Here is an 18926-nt window from a genome sequence, read left to right as displayed (position 1 = left end):
GGGAGATCGTGAGCGACACCGTGCGCGCACCGGAGACCGAGGGCGTGAGCCGGACCCGGGAGTTCTCGGAGCTCCTGCGCCATCACCATCGAGAGCTGGGCACGACCGATCCACGGGACCTCGACGCGATCGAGATGGTCACCGACCTCACCCGCCTCGAAGCCCGGCTCACCAAGGACTTCGAACGGCACGTCCACCGGCCGCTGGGTCTGACCTGGGCGGGCTTCCGCATCCTTAACGCCCTGTGGGCCTACGACGGGCTCGCCCAGCAGGACATCGGCCGGGTCTCCGGCTCCACGCGGGCCAGCATCTCGAGCGCGCTGGCGACCCTGGAGAAAAGCGGCCTGGTCACCCGCACACGGGTCGAGACGGACCGGCGTCAGCTGATCGTCGAGCTCACCCCGGAGGGCCGGGACACGCTGCGACGGGCCATCGCGGCCCAGACGGAGCGCGAGCGGGCCTGGACGGCCATTCTGCGCGACGACCAGCTCGGTGAGCTGGTGCATCTGCTGCGTACGCTGGTCAACCAGGAGACCCCGCCCGCCGTGGACTGACCGGCCGCGAGGTCGCACAGGCGCCTCGTACACGCGCCTTGCGACGCCAACAAGCTGAAAATCGTCAGCACCTTTACTGTCACATCTCTAACGTTTTCGGCGCTGTGCGCCTTACCGTCTCAGTGCTTCTCAAAGGAGAGAACCATGGTGCGTAGAGTCGTCACGGGTGTCAGCCCGAGTGGCAAGCCCGTGATCGTCAGCGACGGCGAACCGCCGCGCACCCTCAGCTACACCCACACCCCCGGCTTCGCCAGGTCCGTGGTGTGGAACACGGCGGCGCCCGCCGCACCCTCCGCCGACCCGACGGCCGCCCTGGAGTCCTTCGTCCCCGCTCCCGGCGAGACGATCGCCATGACCGTCACCTTCCCGCCGCGCAGTGTCTACGCCGATCCCGGCTGGGACCCCGCCGCCGCTGCGGCCGAGCAGCTGGAGGCCATACCCGGCCTCGCCGAGCTGTTCGAGCCGGACGCCCCGGGCATGCACACCACGCCCACGGTCGACTACGGCGTCGTCCTGAGCGGCGAAGTGGTCCTCGACCTCGACGGCGGCGAGACGACGATTCTGCGGCCCGGTGACATCGTCGTACAGAACGGCACCCGCCACGCCTGGCGGGCGAACGGCACCGAGCCCGCCACGCTGCTCTTCGTCCTGATCGGCGCGGGCGGAACCGCATGAACGCCGTCACGACCGCGGCGCCCGGCGCTCCGGTCGTCGAGCTGGACCTCGCCGAGCTGCGCCACGACCCGTACCCCGCCTACCGCGAGCTGCGCCGCACCGCACCGCTGGCCTGGGTGCCGTCGGTCGGACGGCATCTGCTCACCCGGTACGAGGACATCGTCCACGCGGAGAAGCTGCCCGAGGTGTTCAGTTCCCGGGAGGAGGGCTCGCTGCTGCTGCGCACGGTCGGCCCGAACCTCCTTCGCGAGGACGACCCGGACCACCGGCGCCTGCGGTCGGCGGCCGAACCGCCCACCCGCCCGCGCCAGGTCCGTGACCTGTGGGCCGGCGCCTTCGAGCGCACCGCGCACCAACTGCTCGACCGGATCGCCGGTCGCGGCGAGGCCGACCTGATCCGCGACTTCGCCGAACCGCTGGCCGCCGCCAACCTGGCCCTGGTCCTGGGACTGAGCAACGCGAGTGCCGACGACATCGCCGACTGGTCGCGGGCGATGATGGCCGGCAACAGCAACTACGCGGACGATCCCGACGTGTGGCTGCGCGCCGAAGGGGCCACCCGGGCCATCGAGGAAGCGGTGGCCGAGACGGCCGGGCGCGTTCGGCGCGAGCCCGACGGGTCGGTGATCTCGTCCATGGTCCACGCGGACGGGCCGGTGACGCTCGCCGAGATCCAGAACAACGTCAAGGTGATCATCGGCGGCGGCGTCAACGAGCCGCGTGACGTCTTCGGCGTGGGCGCCCAGGCACTGCTGCACCGCCCCGAGGTCCTCGACCGGGTGCTGAAGGACCCGGCGCTGTGGAAGCGGGTGTTCGAGGAGACCGCCCGCTGGATCTCCCCGATCGGCATGTACCCGCGCCAGCTCACCCAGGACCACGAGATCGCCGGGGTGCCCCTGCCCGCCGGCAGCCGGGTGGCGCTGGTGATCGCGTCGGGCAACCGCGACGAGTCGGTGTTCGAGCGCGCGGACGAGTTCGACGTCGACCGCCCGCACCACCCGCATCTCGCCTTCGGTGGCGGTCCGCACTTCTGCATGGGCGCCTGGGTCGCGCGCCACGAGGTCAGCGCCCTCGCCTGGCCCCTCGTGTTCGGCCGCCTCAAGGGCCTGCGCCCGACCGACAGCCCGGCGGACCACCTGGAGGGCTGGGTGTTCCGGGGGCTCACCTCGCTGAACGTCACCTGGCAGACCAGCTGAGCCTGGCCCACCGCCTGAGCCGTCCCCATCGGGAGGACTTCATGACCATCGTCATCTTCGAGTTGCCCGACGGCACTCAGCGCAAGGTCACCGCCGAGCCGGGGACCGTGCTCATGCAGGCGGCCGTGTCGAACGGCGTCGACGGCATCGTCGCGGAGTGCGGCGGCAACGCCTCCTGCGCCACCTGCCATGTCTACGTCGACGCCCGGCACACCGAACTGGTGGGCCCGCCGAACGACGTGGAGGACGAGATGCTGGACTTCACCGCCGCCGAACGCCGGCCCACCAGCCGTCTCAGCTGCCAGATCCAGCTCTCCGACGCACTCGACGGGCTCCTCGTCCACGTGCCCGAGGAGCAGGTGTGACGGGCGCGAGCGGAGCGGGCGTGGTGGTGGTCGGGGGCGGTCAGGCCGGGTTCAGTGTCGTCTCCGCGCTGCGCGGTTCGGGGTACGAGGGTCCGGTCATCGTCCTCACCGACGAACTCCATCTGCCGTACCAGCGCCCGCCGTTGTCCAAGAAGGCGCACACGGAGCGGGATGCGGTGAGCGTCGCGCTGGTGCCGGAGTCCTTCTACCGGGAGCGGGGCATCGAGCTGCGGCTCGGCGAGGAGGCGGCCGCGATCGACATCGCCGGCCGTACGGTGACCACCGGCACGGGCTCGCGTGTCCCCTACGACCACCTGGTCCTGGCGACTGGAGCGCGCAACCGGCCGCTGCCCGTCCCGGGGGCCACGCTGAACGGCGTCCACGCGCTCCGCTCGCTCGACGACGCCCTGCTGATCGGCCGGGCGCTGACGACGGCACGGGACGTGGTCGTGGTGGGCGGCGGGTTCATCGGCCTCGAGCTGGCCCAGGTGGCCGTGGCGCGCGGGGCGCGGGTGACGGTGGTCGAGCTGGCCGACCGACTGCTGAGCCGGGCGGTCTCCCCTCAACTGGCGGAACGACTAAGGGAGTTGCACGAGAGCAGCGGTGTCCGCGTCCTCACCGGGACGGCTGTACGGGCCATCGAGGGCACAGACGGCGGTGTACGGCGGGTGATCACCGACGGGGGTAAGCTCCCCGCCGACCTCGTCCTGTACGGCATCGGGGCCGTCCCCAGGGACGGACTGGCCCGGGACGCCGGTCTGGCCGTCGCAGACGGCGTGCTCGTGGACGAGGAGTTGCGCTCGGTCACCGATCCGCGCGTCTCGGCGGTGGGCGACTGCGCCCGCCATCCCCATCCCCACGCGGACGGTCCGGTCCGGCTGGAGTCCGTGCAGAACGCCACCGATCAGGGGACGCTCGTGGGCCGCCGTATCGCCGGTGCCGACAGTGCCGGCGATGTCGGCGGGTCCCCGACCTCGTACCGGAGTCTGCCGTGGTTCTGGAGCGACCAGGGAGCGGTCAAGCTCCAGATCGCCGGGCTGCGTACGAACACGGACGAGGTGCGTGTGGTACCGGGCGACTCGCCGGGCCGACTGGCCGCGTACGCCTTCCGGGAGGGCCGGCTGGTGGCCGTCGAGACACTGAACTGGCCGGCCGAACACCTGGCGGCCCGGCGGCTGTTGGAACGACGGACCGTGGTGACGGCGACCGACCTCGCGGGGTCCACTCTGGGCGCCCTCGCCCGGGCGGGACGAGCAGCGGAGGTGCGCGCATGACCGGAACACCTGCGGCCACGGACACCCGGCCCGGCGGACACCTCCCGTCGAACGCGGCCAAGACCGAGGCGCACCCCGCCCACGCCCACCCCGCCCGGCCACACCACGGCCGTGCGCACATGACCGGAACACCCACGGCCACGCACACCCGGAGCGGCCCACACCTCCCACCGAGCACGGCCACAACCGATGCCCTCCCCACCCCCGACGACCGCGCCAGACCCCCTACCGACCCCGCTCGACCCGAACTCGGCCCTCGCACCCGGGCCGGCCACACCGAGGAGGTGCGCGCATGACCGGAACGCCTGCGGCCACGGACGCGCCCACGAGCACCTGGTTCGGCGCACACCTCGTGGCAAGTGCCGCCGAGGCGGGGGCGCGTACCGCTCTAGTCTTCGGCGACCGGACCTGGACCTATGCCGAGTTGGACCTCGCCATCCGGCGCGCGGTCGCCCGGCTCGACAAGTTCGGGGTGCGCAGGGGGGATCGGGTCGTGATGCAGGGCGCCGCGCGGCCCGAGGCGCTCATCACTCTGTTCGCCGTGACCAGGATGGGGGCCGTGCTGGTCCCCGTACATCCGCAGGTTGCCGGCGGGGAGCTGACGGTCGTGTGCGAGGAGACCTCGCCACGGGCCGTCGTCGGGGACGCGGGGTTCCCGGGGAGCCGGCCGGGCGACGGGTCGTGGTTCCGGCTCGGCTGGGAGGACCTGCATCCCTGCGACGAGCTTTCCGCACCCGCCGCCGAGTGCGCCGCTCCGGCCGGCTCCGACCTCGCGGTCATCGCCTTCACCTCCGGAACCTCCGGACGCCCCAAGGGAGTTGCCCTCACCCACGACAACCTGCGGTGGAGCATGGTCAACGGGCTGTCGCTGCTGCCCGTCGGCCCGGACGACATCGCTCTCGTCTCCACACCGCTGGCCCATGTCGCCGTACTGGGCGGACTTCCGCAGTACACCCTGGCGCGGCGCGGGACGGTGGTCCTGGCGCCGAAGTTCAATCCGGACCTGTTCTTCGACCTGGTCCGCGACCACCGGGTGACCTGTGCTTTCGCGGTGCCCGCCATGGCGGCCCTGCTCGCCCGTCATCCCCGGTTCACCGGCGGCGACCTGGCGACGTTGCGGTGGATCCTGTCCGGCGGCGCACCGGCGCAGTCGGCGACCAGGGACCAGTTGACCGGGCGCGGTATCGGCGTCGTCGACTCCTACGGGTTGACGGAGACCTGCGCCGGCGTGACGTACTCCGAGCCCACGGACGCGGTGGGCCGGCCCGTCCCGCACGTCGAGTTGACGGTCGTGGACGGGCAGGGGGTGTCCGTGGTCGGTACGGCCGGTGAGATCTGGGTGCGCGGTCCGTCGGTCGCGGCGTCGTACTGGTCCGTCGGCGGATCATGGCCCGTCGCTGATTCCGGGGGCTGGTTCCACACCGGGGACCGGGGGCGCATCGACGTACGCGGGCGGCTGGAGGTCGTGGGGCGGGTCAAGGACACCATCATCACCGGTGGTGAGAACGTCGATCCCGCCGAGGTCGAGAATGCGTTGGCCGACCTTCCCGGTGTCGTCGAGGTCGCGGTGTCCGGGACACCCGATCAGGTCTGGGGCGAGGTCGTGACCGCCTTCCTCGTCCCGGACGCCGGTGAACCGACCCTCGACGACATCCGCGCCCACCTCGACGGCCGGCTCGCCCGGCACAAGTGGCCCCGGCGCCTGTGCGTCGTACCGGCACTGCCCCGCGGGGCGACCGGGAAGCTCCAGCGGCAGCGGCTGACGACCCTGCTCGACGACTGACACCGCACCTCCACCCACGGTTCTCCCCCACGCGCATCGCATCCCATCCCTCCCTCCCCCTCCCCCACGTCCCCGCACGCGAGAGAGGCGCCGGCGCCACCGGCGGCCTCTCCACCACCCACACCCAGGAGACACCATGAGTGCGACCATGCGAGCCGCGCGGATGCACCACGTCGGCGAGCCGATGCGGCTGGAGGAACTCCCCGTCCCCGAGCCGGGTCCCGGCGACGTCCGCGTGGCCGTCCACGCCGTCAACATCGTGCCGAATCTCGCCAACATCCTGAACATGTGGACCACTTGGTTCCCGCACAGCCCCCTGCCGACCCTCCCCGCGATCTTCGGGCTCGACCCCGCCGGTGTCGTCGAGGCGGTCGGTGACGGCGTCGAGGGGTTCGCCGTGGGCGACCGGGTGTACGTCAACCCGGGCCGCCACTGCGGGTCGTGCAAGTCGTGTCGCAACAACGACTCGATCAACTGCGCCAGTTACGCCTTCGCCGGGTACTTCGGCTTCTCCGCCACCGCCCTCGGCCTGCTCGACCGCTATCAGGGCGGCCTCGCCGAGTTCATGATCGCGCCCGGCTACTCCCTGGTGAAGCTGCCGGACGCACTGTCCTTCGAGGCCGCCGCCCGCTTCGGCTACCTCGGCACCATGTACTCCGCCCTCCGCAAGGCCGGCGCCGGACCGGGCAGATCGGTCCTGGTCAACGGCATCAGCGGCACCCTCGGCATCGGCGCCGCGCTCCTCGCCCCCGCCCTGGGCCTGACACACGTGTACGGCACCGGGCGCGACCAGGGGCTCCTCGACCAGGTCGGCAAGCTGGGGGCCGGCCGGCTGCGGCTGCACTCCCTGAACGACGGCCCGCTCGACGAGTGGATCCGCGACGAGACCGACGGGTACGGCGTCGACATCTACATCGACGCGCTCGGCCCGGGCGCCCCGCACGAGACGTTCCGCGCCGGAATGCGGGCGCTGGCGCGCGGCGGCACCGCGGTGGACATCGGTGCCATCGCCGGTGACGTGCCCGTCGACGTCCACCGGATGATGGACCAGCAGCTGAGTCTGATCGGATCGGCCTGGTTCACCTCCGGCGAGGGCCAGGCCATGGCCGACCTGGTGGAGGCGGGACTGCTCGACCTCGGCCCGCTGGAACACCATGTCTATCCGCTGGACCAGGTCAACGAGGCCATCAGCGGGATCGCCCAGCGCAACGGCGGCTTCAGCAACTTCGTCATCAGCCCGACGGCCGGCTCGTAGCGGCGAGCGGCCTGCGCCCAGCCGGAGGCCGCCGGTCCTACTCCCCCGACCGGCGGCCTCCTCCCTCCCCTTCTCCTGCCCCGCGCCTTCCGACTCTGGAGTTCCGATGCACGCACCGCACCCCGGCCGCCCGGCCGATCCGCTCGACCTCATCGAGATCGACAGCCTGCTGACCCCGGACGAGCGTGCCGTCCGCGACACCGTCCGCACCTTCTGCGACCGGCGCGTGGAGCCGTACATCGCCGAGTGGTTCGAACAGGGAGCCGTCGAGGACATTCGCGGGCTCACCAAGGAACTCGGTGAACTCGGCCTGCTGGGCATGCACTTGGAGGGCTACGGCTGTGCGGGGATGAGCGCCGTCGACTACGGCCTCGCCTGTCTCGAACTGGAGGCGACCGACTCCGGACTGCGGTCCCTGGTCTCCGTCCAGGGCTCGCTGGCCATGTACGCGATCCACGCCTTCGGGTCCGAGGAGCAGAAGGAGGAGTGGCTGCCCCGGCTCGCCGCCGGTACCGCCATCGGCTGCTTCGGCCTCACGGAGCCCGACTCCGGCTCCGACCCGGGAAGCATGCGGACCGCCGCCCGCCGCGACGGCGACGACTGGGTCCTGGACGGCCGCAAGATGTGGATCACCAACGGCTCGGTCGCCGACGTGGCGATGGTCTGGGCCCGCACCGGGGACGGGGTCCGCGGCTTTGTCGTACCCACCGACACCCCCGGATTCGCGGCGCATCCCATCAAGCACAAGATGTCGCTGCGCGCGTCGGTGACCAGCGAGCTGGTCCTCGACTCCGTACGGCTGCCCGGTACGGCCGTCCTGCCGGCGGTACGAGGGCTAAAGGGCCCCCTGTCCTGCCTCAACGAGGCCCGGTACGGCATCGCCTGGGGCGCGATGGGCGCCGCCCGCTCAGCCTTCCGGACGGCACTGGCCTATGCGGGCGACCGGGTCCAGTTCGACCGTCCGATCAGCTCCTTCCAGCTGACCCAGGCCAAACTGACCGACATGGCGCTGGAGTTGGCCAAGGGCACCCTGCTGGCGTTCCATCTCGGCCGGGCCAAGGACGACCGGGGCCTGCGCCCCGAACAGGTCAGCTTCGGCAAGCTCAACAACACCCGCGCCGCACTGGAGATCTGCCGCACCGCCCGTACGATCCTCGGCGCGAACGGCATCTCCCTGGAGTACCCGGTGATCCGGCACGCCAACAACCTGGAGTCGATCCTCACCTACGAGGGCACCGTCGAGATGCACACCCTGATGATCGGCCAGGCCCTGACGGGGCAGGCTGCGTTCCGGTAATCGGAGGTCCGCTGCCGCCACATCTTCGTCGCCCCCGCCGTACCAGCAGGTCGATCATGACAACCAGGGGCCAGATGTAGTCGTTCCAGATGCCGAGGAAGGCGAGGGTCGTCCGGAACAGCGGCATCCGGGCCATGGCGAGCGTGCGCCCGCCCTCCGTACACCGCGCCTCCCACCTCGCCGCAGGCGGCGCGGCGACGGGCGCCCGGGGCGCCGGTTCAGGGCGCCGACTCCCGGCCGGACCCACGCAGTTGTTGGCGTGCGGCCGCAAGGAGATCGCCGGTCCGTCGACGGAGCTGACACCGCCGAACACATGGTGATCGGGGAGTCCGAGCACCGCTTCGCACGAACGCCCGCGCAACCAGGTGTCCAGGACGGTCCGTTCCTCGATCGTGATCCGGTTCGCGGCGGTCGCCCCGACCGGGCCGCGGAGCGCAGCACGGCGACCCCTATTCGTCAGAAGTGCGACCGTCAAGATTCTGACACTTCAGTCAGCTGCGTTCGGCGGTCGTGCCCCGCAGGACGAGACGCGGATTCAGCACGACCTCACGGGACTCCGTACGGCCCTGGTCGAGGCGTTCGACGGCGGCGGTCACCGCGTGCCGGGCCTGCTCACGCGCATTCTGGCTGACGGTCGTCAGGTTGAAGCAGCTCAGCCGGGAGAGCGCGTCGTCGTCGTAACCGACCACCGATACCTCGCCCGGGACATCTACACCCGCCCGCGAGAGGGCGGCCAGGACGCCGATCGCGGACTGATCGTTGTACGCGACGACAGCGGTGGGCAGCGCATCGCCGTCAATGAGGTGGCGGGCCGCGCGCTCGCCCGCCGCTTCGGTGTGGTCGCCGCGCAGCACCTTGATGTGCGCGTCCAGGCCGTGCCGTCGCATGGCGGCACGGTAGCCGCGGCGCCGGTCGGTGGAGATCACGCCGCTGCCGCCGTCGACGTACGTGATCGCGCGGTGGCCGAGCGACACCAGGTGGTCGACTATCTGGCCGACGCCGGCCTCGTCGGCGCTGCGTACGACGTCCAGCTCGGCGCCGGCGATCCGGCGGCCGACGGCGATGACGGGCGCCTTGCGGTCGAGGGCGGCGAGTGTGTCAGCAGGGGCGGTCGGGCCGAGCAGGATCAGGGCCTCGCTACGGAAGGCGAGCAGCGTCTCGACGGCGGTGCGCTCGTCGCGGGTGCGGGTCTGGGTGCTGAGCACGAGGTCGTACCCCACATCCTCGGCGGCCGTGTGCAGATGCTCGACCAGTTCGGCGTGGAAGGGGCTGTGGATGTCGACCATGACGCCGAGCAGCCGGGTGCGCCTGCTGGCCAGGAGGCTGGCGGTGCGGTCGACCTGGTAGCCGAGGTCCGCAGCGGCCTTCAGGACGCGCTGCCGGGTGCGCTCGCTGGGGCCGGCCACTCCGCGCAGCACCAGGGAGACGGACGCGGTGGACACGCCCACGCGGGCGGCCACGTCCTCCAGCCGCGGGCGCTTGCTTGCGCCGTCCCGGCCGCGTGCCGAACCGGCCTCGTCCACTTGCGCCTCCCGGCAGATCTCCTTGCGCAACACCCTTGACACGTTCGTGAAACGAGCCGATAGTACCAGGACTTAAAGCGCTTTAAATTGTCCTGATGTTCTCACCGCGACCCTGACAAAGGCCCGTCGCGGCTCCCCGGCCCCATCCCCCAGCCGCGGATCGCTGCCCCACTCGCCCCCCACGCGTTTCCCACCCTCTCTCCCTCCCATTGCACAGCGAGGTGCAGAAGCATGAACCGCACATTTCTTCCGCGATCCAGCAGAATCGCTGCGGTCGTCGCCACGGCCGCGGCAGCCGCCCTGGTACTGACCGGCTGTTCCAGCAGTTCCGGCGGCAAGAAGTCCGAGGACGAAGGTGCTGATGCCTCGGCGGGCAAGGCCAGTACGCCGCGGATGACGATCGCGATGGTCACCCACGCACCCTCCGGTGACACCTTCTGGGACACCATCCGCAAGGGTGCCGAGGCCGCCGCAGCCAAGGACAACGTCAAGCTCATCTACTCGAACGACGAGACCGCCGGCGACCAGGCCAACCTGGTGCAGAACGCGATCGACCAGAAGGTCGACGGCATCGCGGTCACCCTCGCCAAGCCCGACGCCATGAAGGCCGTGGTCGCCAAGGCGGAGGCCGCCGGCATCCCCGTCGTCGGATTCAACGCCGGTCTGGGCGTGTGGAAGGAACAGGGCCTGCTGTCCTTCTTCGGCCAGGACGAGTCCGTGTCCGGGCAGGCGCTCGGCACCAAGCTCAACTCCACCGGCGCCAAGCACGCCGTGTGCGTCGTCCAGGCCCAGGGCGACGTCAATCTCGAAGAGCGCTGCGCCGGCGTGAAGAAGACGTTCACCGGCAAGACCGAGACCCTCTATGTCAACGGCACCGACATGCCGTCCGTGAAGTCGACGATCACCGCGAAGCTCAACCAGGACAAGGCCATCGACGAGGTCGTCACGCTCGGCGCTCCGTTCGCGCTCACGGCTGCCCAGTCGGTGTCCGAGGCCGGCAGCAAGGCAAAGGTCGCGACCTTCGACCTCAACAAGGACCTGATCACCGCCATCGAGTCGGGTGACATCCAGTTCGCGGTCGACCAGCAGCCCTACCTCCAGGGCTACTTGGCCGTCGACTCGATGTGGCTGTTCAAGAACAACGGCAACTACAGCGGTGGCGGTGAGCAGCCCGTGCTGACCGGCCCGGCGTTCGTCGACAAGTCCAATGTCGAGAAGATCGCCGCGTTCGCCGCGAAGGGCACTCGGTGATGTCGATGAGTCAGACAACGGCACCGGCGGCGAGTTCCTCGCCGCCGGCTCCGCCGGTCACTCACAAGGACGGCCGCACCAACCAGCGGTCCCTGGGGCGCAGGCTGCTCGCCCGCCCCGAGGTCGGCGCTCTCATCGCCGCGATCGGCGTGTACCTGTTCTTCTTCGCGGCGGCGCCTTCCTTCCGGGAGACCAGCGCGCTGGCCACCGTGCTCTACCAGGCGTCCGTGATGGGCATCATGGCGCTGCCGGTGGCCCTGCTGATGATCGGCGGGGAGTTCGACCTGTCCGCCGGCGTCGCGGTCACCACCTCCGCGCTGACCGCCGCGATCCTCAGCTTCCAGCTGTCCATGAACGTGTGGACCGGCGTGTTCCTCGCGCTGATCGTGTCGCTGGCGGTGGGCGCGTTCAACGGCTGGCTGCTGATCAAGACCAGGCTGCCGAGCTTCCTGGTCACCCTGGCCTCGTTCCTGATCCTGCAGGGCGCCAACCTCGCCGTCACGAAGATCTTCACCGGGAACGTGGCGTCCGACTCGATCGCCGACATGGACGGCTTCGACCAGGCCAAGAAGGTCTTCGCGTCCGAGTTCAGCATCGGCGGCGTCAACTTCAAGATCACCATCGTGTACTGGCTGATCTTCGCCGCGATCGCGACCTGGATCCTGCTGCGCACCAAGTTCGGCAACTGGATCTTCGCCGTCGGCGGCAGCAAGGACTCCGCCCGCGCGGTCGGTGTCCCGGTCAACTTCACGAAGATCGCCCTGTTCATGGGGGTGGGCGCGTGTGCCTGGTTCGTGGGCATGCACCTGCTGTTCTCGTTCAACACCGTGCAGTCCGGCGAGGGCGTCGGCAGCGAGTTCCTCTACATCATCGCCGCGGTCATCGGCGGCTGCCTGCTGACCGGCGGCTACGGCTCCGCCATCGGTTCGGTCATCGGTGCCTTCATCTTCGGCATGGTCTCCCAGGGCATCGTCTACGCCAACTGGAACCCGGACTGGTTCAAGGCGTTCCTCGGCGTGATGCTCCTGGTCGCCGCCCTCGTCAATCTGTGGGTCCGCCGCCAGGCGACCCGGAGGTGAACTGATGACAACCAACGAAACCTCCCCCGCCGAGTCTTCCCCCAACGGCACCCTCACCCAGGACAGTTCGCCCCAGGACGCCGCGCCGATCGTCGAGCTGCGCGCCACCGGCAAGGCCTACGGCAACGTCCGCGCCCTGCACGGCGTGAACCTCACCGTGCGCTCCGGCCAGGTCACCTGCGTCCTGGGCGACAACGGCGCCGGCAAGTCCACGCTGATCAAAATCATCTCCGGACTGCACCAGCACACCGAGGGCGAACTCCTCATCGACGGTGAGCCGGTCCACTTCAGCACGCCCCGCCAGGCGCTGGACGCCGGGATCGCCACCGTCTACCAGGACCTGGCCACCGTCCCGCTGATGCCGGTGTGGCGCAACTTCTTCCTCGGCTCCGAGATGACCAAGGGCCCCTGGCCCGTGCGCCGTCTCGACATCGAGAAGATGAAGCAGACCGCGGACACCGAACTGCGCGCCATGGGCATCGTCCTGGACGACCTCGACCAGGCCATCGGCACCCTCTCCGGCGGCCAGCGCCAGTCCGTGGCCATCGCCCGCGCCGTCTACTTCGGCGCCCGCGTCCTCATCCTCGACGAGCCCACCGCCGCCCTCGGCGTCAAACAGTCCGGCGTCGTCCTCAAATACATCGCCGCCGCCCGCGACAAGGGCCTGGGCGTCATCTTCATCACCCACAACCCCCACCACGCCTACATGGTCGGCGACCACTTCAGCGTCCTGCGCCTGGGCACCATGGAGTTGAGTGCGGCCCGCAGCGACGTCACCCTCGAAGAACTCACCAACCACATGGCCGGCGGCGCCGAACTCGCAGCCCTCAAACACGAACTGGCCCAAGTACGCGGCGTCGACGTCGAAAAGCTCCCCGAAGCCGAAGACCTCCAGACACCCGTCACCACCACCCCGGAAGGGAAGACGGCATGACGACCGCGAAAGCAACGCCCCACCGACTCCCCGTGACCGGAAGGCACACGCCGTGAAGATCGCCCTCGACCCCTATATGATCCGCGACGTCCCGCTCCTTGAACTGCCTGCTGTGGTCGCCGAGTTGGGCTACGAATGGATCGAGCTCTCCCCCCGGGAGGATTTCATCCCCTTCTTCCGGCACCCACGCGTCGATGACGCGACCGTGCGGAAGTTCCGCAAGGCGCTGGATGCGGCGGGCGTCGGCATCTCCTCCGTACTGCCCCTGTTCCGGTGGTCAGGGCCGGACGAGGACGCCCGGCAGGCCGCCGTACGGTACTGGAGGCGTGCCATCCAGATCGCCTCGGATCTCGGCGTGGACAGCATGATCTCCGAGTTCAACGGCCGCCCCGAGGACCCGGACCGCAGTGAGGCGCAGTTCTGGAAGTCGATGGACGACCTGCTGCCGGCGTTCGAGCGCGAGGGCATCAAGCTGACCCTGGAACCGCACCCGGACGACTTCATCGAGAACGGCTTCGACGCCGTCAACCTGATCCGGGGCATCAACCACCCCAACGTCAGTTTCCTCTACTGCGCCCCGCACACCTTCCACATCGGCAACGACGCCCCCGGGATCATCGAGTACGCGGGCGACCTGCTCACCCACGTCCACCTGGCGGACGTCTTCGACCACAACGCGTCGTCGGGCAACCGCTACATCCTCAACCCGCCCGGCACCACTGCCCGGGTCCACCAACACCTGGACATCGGGGAGGGCGAGGTCGACTTCGACGAACTCTTCGACGCCCTGCGCACGATCGGCTTCGACGGCACCCTCACTGCGTGCGTCTTCGCCTGGGAGGAACGGGCCAAGGAGTCCTCCGTCTTCATGCGGAAGAAGATCGACGAGTACCTGGCCGCCCGCTCCTGACGGGCCGCCACCACTGGGGCACGCACCTCCATCAGTCCGGCGGTGCGTGCCGTCCGGCCACGAGCGGTCACCCGTCACATTTTGTCGCGACAATCTATTGACATGACATTTCAGGGCAGGCATTGTCCTCAGTCGAAGGCATTTTTAAAGCGCTTTAAGTCCACCTCCGCCGCCTCAAGTAGGGAACCGTGTCATGCCGTTGGAAGTCCTGGCCATGGGCCGAGTGGGAGTGGACGTGTATCCGCTCCAGACGGGCGTGGGACTGGCGGACGTCACCTCGTTCGGCAAGTACCTCGGCGGCAGCCCCACCAACGTCGCCGTGGCCGCCGCCCGTTACGGACACTCCGCGGCCGTGATCACGAAGACGGGCCGGGACCCCTTCGGAGACTTCGTCCGCACCGCCCTGGAGGGCTACGGCGTCGACACCCGCTTCGTCGGTACGTCGGACATCGCGCCGACGCCGGTGACGTTCTGCGAGATCTTCCCGCCGGACGACTTCCCCCTGTACTTCTACCGCCTCCCCAAGGCCCCCGACCTGGACATCCGCCCGGACGAACTGGACCTGGAGGCCGTGCGCGACGCGCGGATCCTCTGGGTCACCGGGACCGGGTTGAGCGAGGAGCCGAGCCGCTCGGCCACCCTCGCCGCGCTGGCGCACCGGGAGAAGTCGGGGCCGACGGTGTTCGACCTGGACTGGCGGCCGATGTTCTGGAGCAACCCGGCCGACGCCCGTGCGTACTACGCCGAGGCCCTGCGCCACACCACCGTCGCGGTCGGCAACCTCGACGAATGCGAGGTCGCCACCGGCGAGCGCGAGCCGTACGCCGCCGCGAAGGCGCTGCTGGCGGCCGGCGTGGAGCTGGCCGTGGTCAAGCAGGGCCCCAAGGGCGTGCTGGCCATGGGGCGCGACGGCTCGGCCGCCGAGATCGCGCCGGTCCCGGTGGACGTCGTCAACGGACTCGGCGCCGGTGACGCCTTCGGCGGCGCCCTGTGTCACGGCCTGCTCTCCGGCTGGGACACCCGCCGCGCGGTCTCCTTCGCCAACGCGGCCGGCGCGATCGTGGCGGGCCGGCTGGCCTGCTCCGACGCCATGCCGACCCAGGCCGAGGTCGAGGCCAAGCTCCGCGAGGCGTCCATCACCGCCTCCGCCGTCCAAGGAAAGGTGTGACGACGTGCTGTCCGACAACGTGAACCGGATCGTGGCAGCCCGGGTCGGCGACCCCGGCGCCATCGCGGTGGCAGCCGAACGCCGGGTGAGGGCCGCCTCGCTGCTCGGCGAGCACGGCAGGGCGATGATCATCGCCGCCGACCATCCCGCGCGCGGCGCCAACGGCGTGGGCGGCGACCCCAACGCCATGGCCGACCGCTTCGAACTCCTCGACCGCCTGTGCACCGCCCTGGAACGGCCCGGAGTGACCGGGGTGCTGGCCACCGCCGACATCCTCGAAGACCTTCTTCTGCTCGGCGTACTGGATGGCAAGAGCGTCTTCGGTTCCATGAACCGCGCCGGACTGGCCGGGTCCGTCTACGAGATCGACGACCGGTTCACCGGCTACGACGCGTCGACGATCGCCGCGATGGGCTTCGACGGCGGCAAGATGCTCACCCGGATCGCACTCGACGACCCGGCGACGCCGTCCGCGCTGGAGAACACGGCGCGTGCCGTCAACGAGCTGAACGACCGTCAACTCATTGCCATGGTCGAGCCGTTCCTCAGTTCCTGGCAGGACGGGAAGGTCCGCAACGACCTCTCGACGGATGCTGTCGTCAAGTCGGTCAGTATCGCCTCGGGTCTGGGCCGGCGTACCGCCTACACCTGGCTGAAGCTGCCGGTCGTGGACGACATGGAGCGCGTGCTGTCCGCCTCCACGCTCCCCGCACTGCTGCTCGGCGGCGAGGTCAAGGATGCCGCCGCCGCGTTCGCGTCCTGGGGCAGGGCGCTCAAGCAACCGACCGCGCAGGGTCTGGTCGTGGGCCGTTCACTGCTCTACCCGTCCAATGGCGATGTCGCCGGGGCGGTGGACAAGGCGGTGAGCCTGCTGTGAGCGACACGGGCAAGTACCACCTCCCTGCGGGGAGTTCGGCCGACGGACCCTACGACCTCCTGGTGACGCCCGAGTCGGCGGGCTGGGGATACTCCGGCCTCAGGATCCTGACCCTGAGGCCGGGCGAGGCGCACGCCCTGTCCACCCGGGACTCCGAGTTCCTGGTCCTGCCGCTGACGGGCTCCTGCACCGTCACCACGGACGGCACGATCTTCGAACTCGCCGGGCGGACAGGCGTGTTCGCCACGACCACCGACTTCGCGTATCTCCCCCGCGAGTCGGAGGCCCTGATCGGCAGCGCGGACGGTGGGACGTTCGCGCTGCCCTCAGCCCGTACCGGGCGGAGCTCACTCTCCGCCCGGTACGGGCCCAAGGAAAACGTGCCCGTCGAACTGCGCGGCGCCGGCGCCTGTTCCCGCCAGGTCAACAACTACTGCCTGCCGGGCACCTTCGAGGCCGGGCAGCTCCTCGTCTGCGAGGTCCTCACGCCCGGCGGCAACTGGTCCTCCTACCCGCCCCACAAGCACGACGAGGCGCGTACGGACGAGGCGGGCAACCCGGTCGAGTCGGAGCTGGAGGAGATCTACTACTTCCAGGTCGACGGCGGTGAGCAGGCCTTCGGCTACCAGCGGGTGTACGGCACCGAGGACCGGCCGATCGACGTGCTCGCCGAGGTCCGCTCCGGCGACACCGTGCTGATCCCGCACGGCTGGCACGGCCCGTCGATCGCCGCACCCGGCTACGACCTCTACTACCTGAACGTCATGGCGGGTCCCGGTCAGGACCGCGCCTGGCTGATCTGCGACGACCCCGCCCACGGGTGGGTGCGCACGACCTGGGACGCGCAGGACATCGACGACCGGCTGCCGTTCGGCGCCGAGGGGAACGACTGATGCAAACGATCCGGCTTACCACCGCCCAGGCCCTGGTCCGCTTCCTGGCGAACCAGTACAGCGAACGCGACGGCCAGGAGCAGCGGCTGATCCCCGGTGTGTGGGGCATCTTCGGGCACGGCAACGTAGCCGGTCTCGGGCAGGCGCTGCTGCAGGCCGCCACCACGGGAGAGGCCGATCTCCCTTACTACCTGGCCCGCAACGAGCAGGGCATGGTGCACGCGTCGGTGGCCTACGCGAAGATGCGCGACCGGCTGGCCACCTTCGCCTGCTCGGCGTCGACAGGGCCCGGGTCCACCAACATGATCACCGGTGCCGCGCTGGCCACCACCAACCGCATCCCGGTGCTGCTGCTGCCGTCCGACATGTTCGCCTCCCGCGCCGCCGACCCCGTCCTCCAGCAGTTGGAGGACAGCCGGGGCGGGGACGTCACCGTCAACGACGCCTTTCGCGCCGTATCCAAGTACTTCGACCGCATATCCCGGCCCGAGCAGCTGATCCCGGCGGCGCTCGCCGCGATGCGGGTGCTCACCGACCCGGTGGAGACCGGCGCCGTCACCCTCGCCCTGCCGCAGGACGTGCAGGCGGAGGCCTACGACTGGCCCGCCGCGTTCTTCCGGCGGCGGGTCTGGCACGTGGGCCGTCCGGTGCCCGAGCCGGCGGCGGTCGAGCGGGCCGCACGTCTGCTGCGCGGCGCCCGCAGGCCGCTGATCGTCGCCGGTGGCGGGGCCGTCTACTCCGGCGCCGAGACCGCGCTGCGCGCCTTCTCCGAGGCCACCGGCATCCCCGTCGCCGACACCCATGCCGGCAAGGGTGCGGTGCCGTGGGACCACCCGTACGCGGTCGGGGGCCTCGGCTCTACCGGCTCGTACGCGGCCAACGAGCTGGCCCGCGATGCCGACGTCGTCCTCGGTATCGGCACCCGGTACTCCGACTTCACCACCGCCAGCCACACCGTCTTCGGTAACCCGGACGTCACGTTCGTCAACCTCAACGTGGCCCGCCTGGACGCCGTCAAGCACTCCGCCGAACCCCTCGTCGCGGACGCCCGCCTCGGCCTTCAGGCTCTCGCAGGCACGCTCACGGACTGGGAGGTGGACCCGGAGTACCGCAACCGGACACGTCAACTCGTCGCCCGTACCAGGGAGATCGAGGAGGAGTGCTTCGCACCGGAGCGCTCCACCGGCCACCTCCCCGCCCAGACCCAGATCCTGGGTGCCCTGAACGACGTCCTCGGCGACCGTGACGTCGTCATCAACGCGGCCGGCTCCATGCCCGGCGACCTGCAACAGCTGTGGCGGGCCCGGGATCCGAAGGCCTACCACGTCGAGTACGCGTACTCCTGCATGGGCTACGAGGTCGCCGCCGGCGTCGGCGCAAAGATGGCCGATCCGACGCGGGAGGTCGTCGTCCTCGTGGGCGACGGCTCGTACCTGATGATGGCTCAGGAGATCGTGACCATGGTCTCCGAGGGGCTGAAGGTCATCGTCGTCCTGGTGCAGAACCACGGTTTCGCGTCCATCGGGGCGCTCTCCGAGTCGCTCGGCTCGCAGCGGTTCGGCACCAAGTACCGCTACCGCAACGGCGATTCGGGCCGACTCGACGGCGACGTCCTCCCCGTCGACCTCGCCGCCAACGCCTCCTCGCTCGGTGCGGACGTCCTGCATGCCGCCTCTGTCGACGAGTTCCGTGCGGCGATGGAGAAGGCGAAGACGGCCACCCGCACCACCGTCGTACACGTCGAGACCGATCTGTACGGGCCGAACCCGCCCGGCCACGGCTGGTGGGACGTCCCCGTCGCCCAGACCTCGGCTCTGGACTCCACCCGCGCCGCGTACGAGACGTACGCCTCCCACAAGCTCGACCAGCGCCACTACCTGTAAGGACACCCT

19 protein-coding genes are annotated in these 18926 nt (G+C 70.2%); 18 read left to right on the top strand and 1 reads right to left on the bottom strand.

Annotated features, from left to right (window positions below):
- The first annotated feature begins 8 nt into the window (after nt 1–8).
- The 10 genes from OG734_RS42100 to OG734_RS42055 all read left to right on the top strand — a co-directional run bounded on the left by OG734_RS42100 (nt 9) and on the right by OG734_RS42055 (nt 8719).
- Entirely contained in the window at nt 9–554 is a 546-nt protein-coding gene (locus OG734_RS42100; RefSeq protein ID WP_330292637.1) for a MarR family winged helix-turn-helix transcriptional regulator, read from the top strand.
- Nucleotides 555–698: 144 nt separating this feature from the next.
- Nucleotides 699–1229, top strand: a complete 531-nt coding sequence (locus OG734_RS42095) for a cupin domain-containing protein (RefSeq protein WP_330292636.1) — start codon at nt 699–701, stop codon at nt 1227–1229.
- Complete coding sequence (locus OG734_RS42090; RefSeq protein ID WP_330292635.1) at nt 1226–2425, top strand: cytochrome P450; 1200 nt, start codon at nt 1226–1228, stop codon at nt 2423–2425. Before OG734_RS42095 ends, OG734_RS42090 begins: the two co-directional genes overlap by 4 nt.
- A 41-nt stretch (nt 2426–2466) precedes the next feature.
- The gene (locus OG734_RS42085; RefSeq protein WP_330292634.1) at nt 2467–2790 is read left to right on the top strand and encodes a 2Fe-2S iron-sulfur cluster-binding protein; all 324 of its coding nucleotides are present in this window, start codon (nt 2467–2469) and stop codon (nt 2788–2790) included.
- Nucleotides 2787–4064 (top strand): NAD(P)/FAD-dependent oxidoreductase, encoded by a 1278-nt coding sequence (locus tag OG734_RS42080; RefSeq protein WP_330292633.1) that lies wholly within the window; start codon nt 2787–2789, stop codon nt 4062–4064. The genes OG734_RS42085 and OG734_RS42080 overlap by 4 nt, the downstream gene beginning before the upstream one ends.
- Nucleotides 4061–4360 carry a hypothetical protein gene (locus tag OG734_RS42075; RefSeq protein WP_330292632.1) on the top strand — a complete coding sequence of 100 codons (300 nt, stop codon included), beginning with the start codon at nt 4061–4063 and terminating at the stop codon, nt 4358–4360. The genes OG734_RS42080 and OG734_RS42075 overlap by 4 nt, the downstream gene beginning before the upstream one ends.
- Nucleotides 4357–5847, top strand: coding sequence for a class I adenylate-forming enzyme family protein (locus OG734_RS42070; RefSeq protein ID WP_330292631.1), 1491 nt, complete (start codon nt 4357–4359; stop codon nt 5845–5847). The genes OG734_RS42075 and OG734_RS42070 overlap by 4 nt, the downstream gene beginning before the upstream one ends.
- 136 nt (nt 5848–5983) lie before the next feature.
- A complete protein-coding gene (locus OG734_RS42065; RefSeq protein WP_330292630.1) occupies nt 5984–7102 on the top strand; it encodes an alcohol dehydrogenase catalytic domain-containing protein in 1119 nt (372 codons plus the stop codon).
- Nucleotides 7103–7208: 106 nt separating this feature from the next.
- Nucleotides 7209–8399 carry an acyl-CoA dehydrogenase family protein gene (locus OG734_RS42060; RefSeq protein ID WP_330292629.1) on the top strand — a complete coding sequence of 397 codons (1191 nt, stop codon included), beginning with the start codon at nt 7209–7211 and terminating at the stop codon, nt 8397–8399.
- An 89-nt stretch (nt 8400–8488) separates the two neighbouring features.
- Nucleotides 8489–8719 carry a hypothetical protein gene (locus tag OG734_RS42055; RefSeq protein ID WP_330292628.1) on the top strand — a complete coding sequence of 77 codons (231 nt, stop codon included), beginning with the start codon at nt 8489–8491 and terminating at the stop codon, nt 8717–8719.
- Nucleotides 8720–8890: 171 nt separating this feature from the next.
- On the opposite strand, the gene OG734_RS42050 is transcribed toward OG734_RS42055, so the two are convergent.
- Entirely contained in the window at nt 8891–9922 is a 1032-nt protein-coding gene (locus OG734_RS42050; protein ID WP_330293986.1) for a LacI family DNA-binding transcriptional regulator, read from the bottom strand.
- A 231-nt stretch (nt 9923–10153) separates the two neighbouring features.
- Here OG734_RS42050 and OG734_RS42045 point away from each other — a divergent pair, with 231 nt between their 5' ends.
- The 8 genes from OG734_RS42045 (at nt 10154) to iolD (ending at nt 18917) form a co-directional block, all read left to right on the top strand.
- Entirely contained in the window at nt 10154–11173 is a 1020-nt protein-coding gene (locus OG734_RS42045) for a sugar ABC transporter substrate-binding protein (RefSeq protein ID WP_330292627.1), read from the top strand.
- Nucleotides 11174–11178: 5 nt separating this feature from the next.
- Nucleotides 11179–12252 carry an ABC transporter permease gene (locus OG734_RS42040; RefSeq protein ID WP_330292626.1) on the top strand — a complete coding sequence of 358 codons (1074 nt, stop codon included), beginning with the start codon at nt 11179–11181 and terminating at the stop codon, nt 12250–12252.
- Between the two features lie 4 nt (nt 12253–12256).
- The gene (locus OG734_RS42035; RefSeq protein WP_330286283.1) at nt 12257–13186 is read left to right on the top strand and encodes an ATP-binding cassette domain-containing protein; all 930 of its coding nucleotides are present in this window, start codon (nt 12257–12259) and stop codon (nt 13184–13186) included.
- Nucleotides 13187–13238: 52 nt separating this feature from the next.
- Nucleotides 13239–14096 (top strand): sugar phosphate isomerase/epimerase family protein, encoded by an 858-nt coding sequence (locus OG734_RS42030; protein WP_330292625.1) that lies wholly within the window; start codon nt 13239–13241, stop codon nt 14094–14096.
- Nucleotides 14097–14289: 193 nt separating this feature from the next.
- On the top strand, nt 14290–15264 hold the full coding sequence (iolC, locus tag OG734_RS42025) for a 5-dehydro-2-deoxygluconokinase (RefSeq protein WP_330292624.1): 975 nt from the start codon (nt 14290–14292) through the stop codon (nt 15262–15264).
- Nucleotides 15265–15268: 4 nt separating this feature from the next.
- A complete protein-coding gene (locus OG734_RS42020) occupies nt 15269–16141 on the top strand; it encodes a Cgl0159 family (beta/alpha)8-fold protein (RefSeq protein ID WP_330292623.1) in 873 nt (290 codons plus the stop codon).
- A complete protein-coding gene (gene iolB / locus OG734_RS42015; protein WP_330292622.1) occupies nt 16138–17034 on the top strand; it encodes a 5-deoxy-glucuronate isomerase in 897 nt (298 codons plus the stop codon). The genes OG734_RS42020 and iolB overlap by 4 nt, the downstream gene beginning before the upstream one ends.
- The gene (iolD, locus tag OG734_RS42010; RefSeq protein ID WP_330292621.1) at nt 17034–18917 is read left to right on the top strand and encodes a 3D-(3,5/4)-trihydroxycyclohexane-1,2-dione acylhydrolase (decyclizing); all 1884 of its coding nucleotides are present in this window, start codon (nt 17034–17036) and stop codon (nt 18915–18917) included. The genes iolB and iolD overlap by 1 nt, the downstream gene beginning before the upstream one ends.
- Nucleotides 18918–18926 lie beyond the last annotated feature (9 nt).

The sequence above is a fragment of the Streptomyces sp. NBC_00576 genome, assembly GCF_036345175.1.
GTDB lineage: Bacteria > Actinomycetota > Actinomycetes > Streptomycetales > Streptomycetaceae > Streptomyces.
Note: the sequence above shows the minus strand (reverse complement) of the source record. Positions and strands in the feature narration are given on the sequence as shown.

Bases quoted from the DNA above. Each gene is read 5' to 3' on its own strand.
- iolC (WP_330292624.1), top strand. From the start codon at position 14,290: ATGCCGTTGGAAGTCCTGGCCATGGGCCGAGTGGGAGTGGACGTGTAT.
- OG734_RS42040 (WP_330292626.1), top strand. From the start codon at position 11,179: ATGAGTCAGACAACGGCACCGGCGGCGAGTTCCTCGCCGCCGGCTCCG.
- OG734_RS42055 (WP_330292628.1), top strand. From the start codon at position 8,489: ATGCCGAGGAAGGCGAGGGTCGTCCGGAACAGCGGCATCCGGGCCATG.
- OG734_RS42085 (WP_330292634.1), top strand. From the start codon at position 2,467: ATGACCATCGTCATCTTCGAGTTGCCCGACGGCACTCAGCGCAAGGTC.
- OG734_RS42065 (WP_330292630.1), top strand. From the start codon at position 5,984: ATGAGTGCGACCATGCGAGCCGCGCGGATGCACCACGTCGGCGAGCCG.
- OG734_RS42090 (WP_330292635.1), top strand. From the start codon at position 1,226: ATGAACGCCGTCACGACCGCGGCGCCCGGCGCTCCGGTCGTCGAGCTG.
- OG734_RS42075 (WP_330292632.1), top strand. From the start codon at position 4,061: ATGACCGGAACACCTGCGGCCACGGACACCCGGCCCGGCGGACACCTC.
- OG734_RS42045 (WP_330292627.1), top strand. From the start codon at position 10,154: ATGAACCGCACATTTCTTCCGCGATCCAGCAGAATCGCTGCGGTCGTC.
- OG734_RS42035 (WP_330286283.1), top strand. From the start codon at position 12,257: ATGACAACCAACGAAACCTCCCCCGCCGAGTCTTCCCCCAACGGCACC.
- OG734_RS42060 (WP_330292629.1), top strand. From the start codon at position 7,209: ATGCACGCACCGCACCCCGGCCGCCCGGCCGATCCGCTCGACCTCATC.
- OG734_RS42095 (WP_330292636.1), top strand. From the start codon at position 699: ATGGTGCGTAGAGTCGTCACGGGTGTCAGCCCGAGTGGCAAGCCCGTG.
- iolD (WP_330292621.1), top strand. From the start codon at position 17,034: ATGCAAACGATCCGGCTTACCACCGCCCAGGCCCTGGTCCGCTTCCTG.
- OG734_RS42070 (WP_330292631.1), top strand. From the start codon at position 4,357: ATGACCGGAACGCCTGCGGCCACGGACGCGCCCACGAGCACCTGGTTC.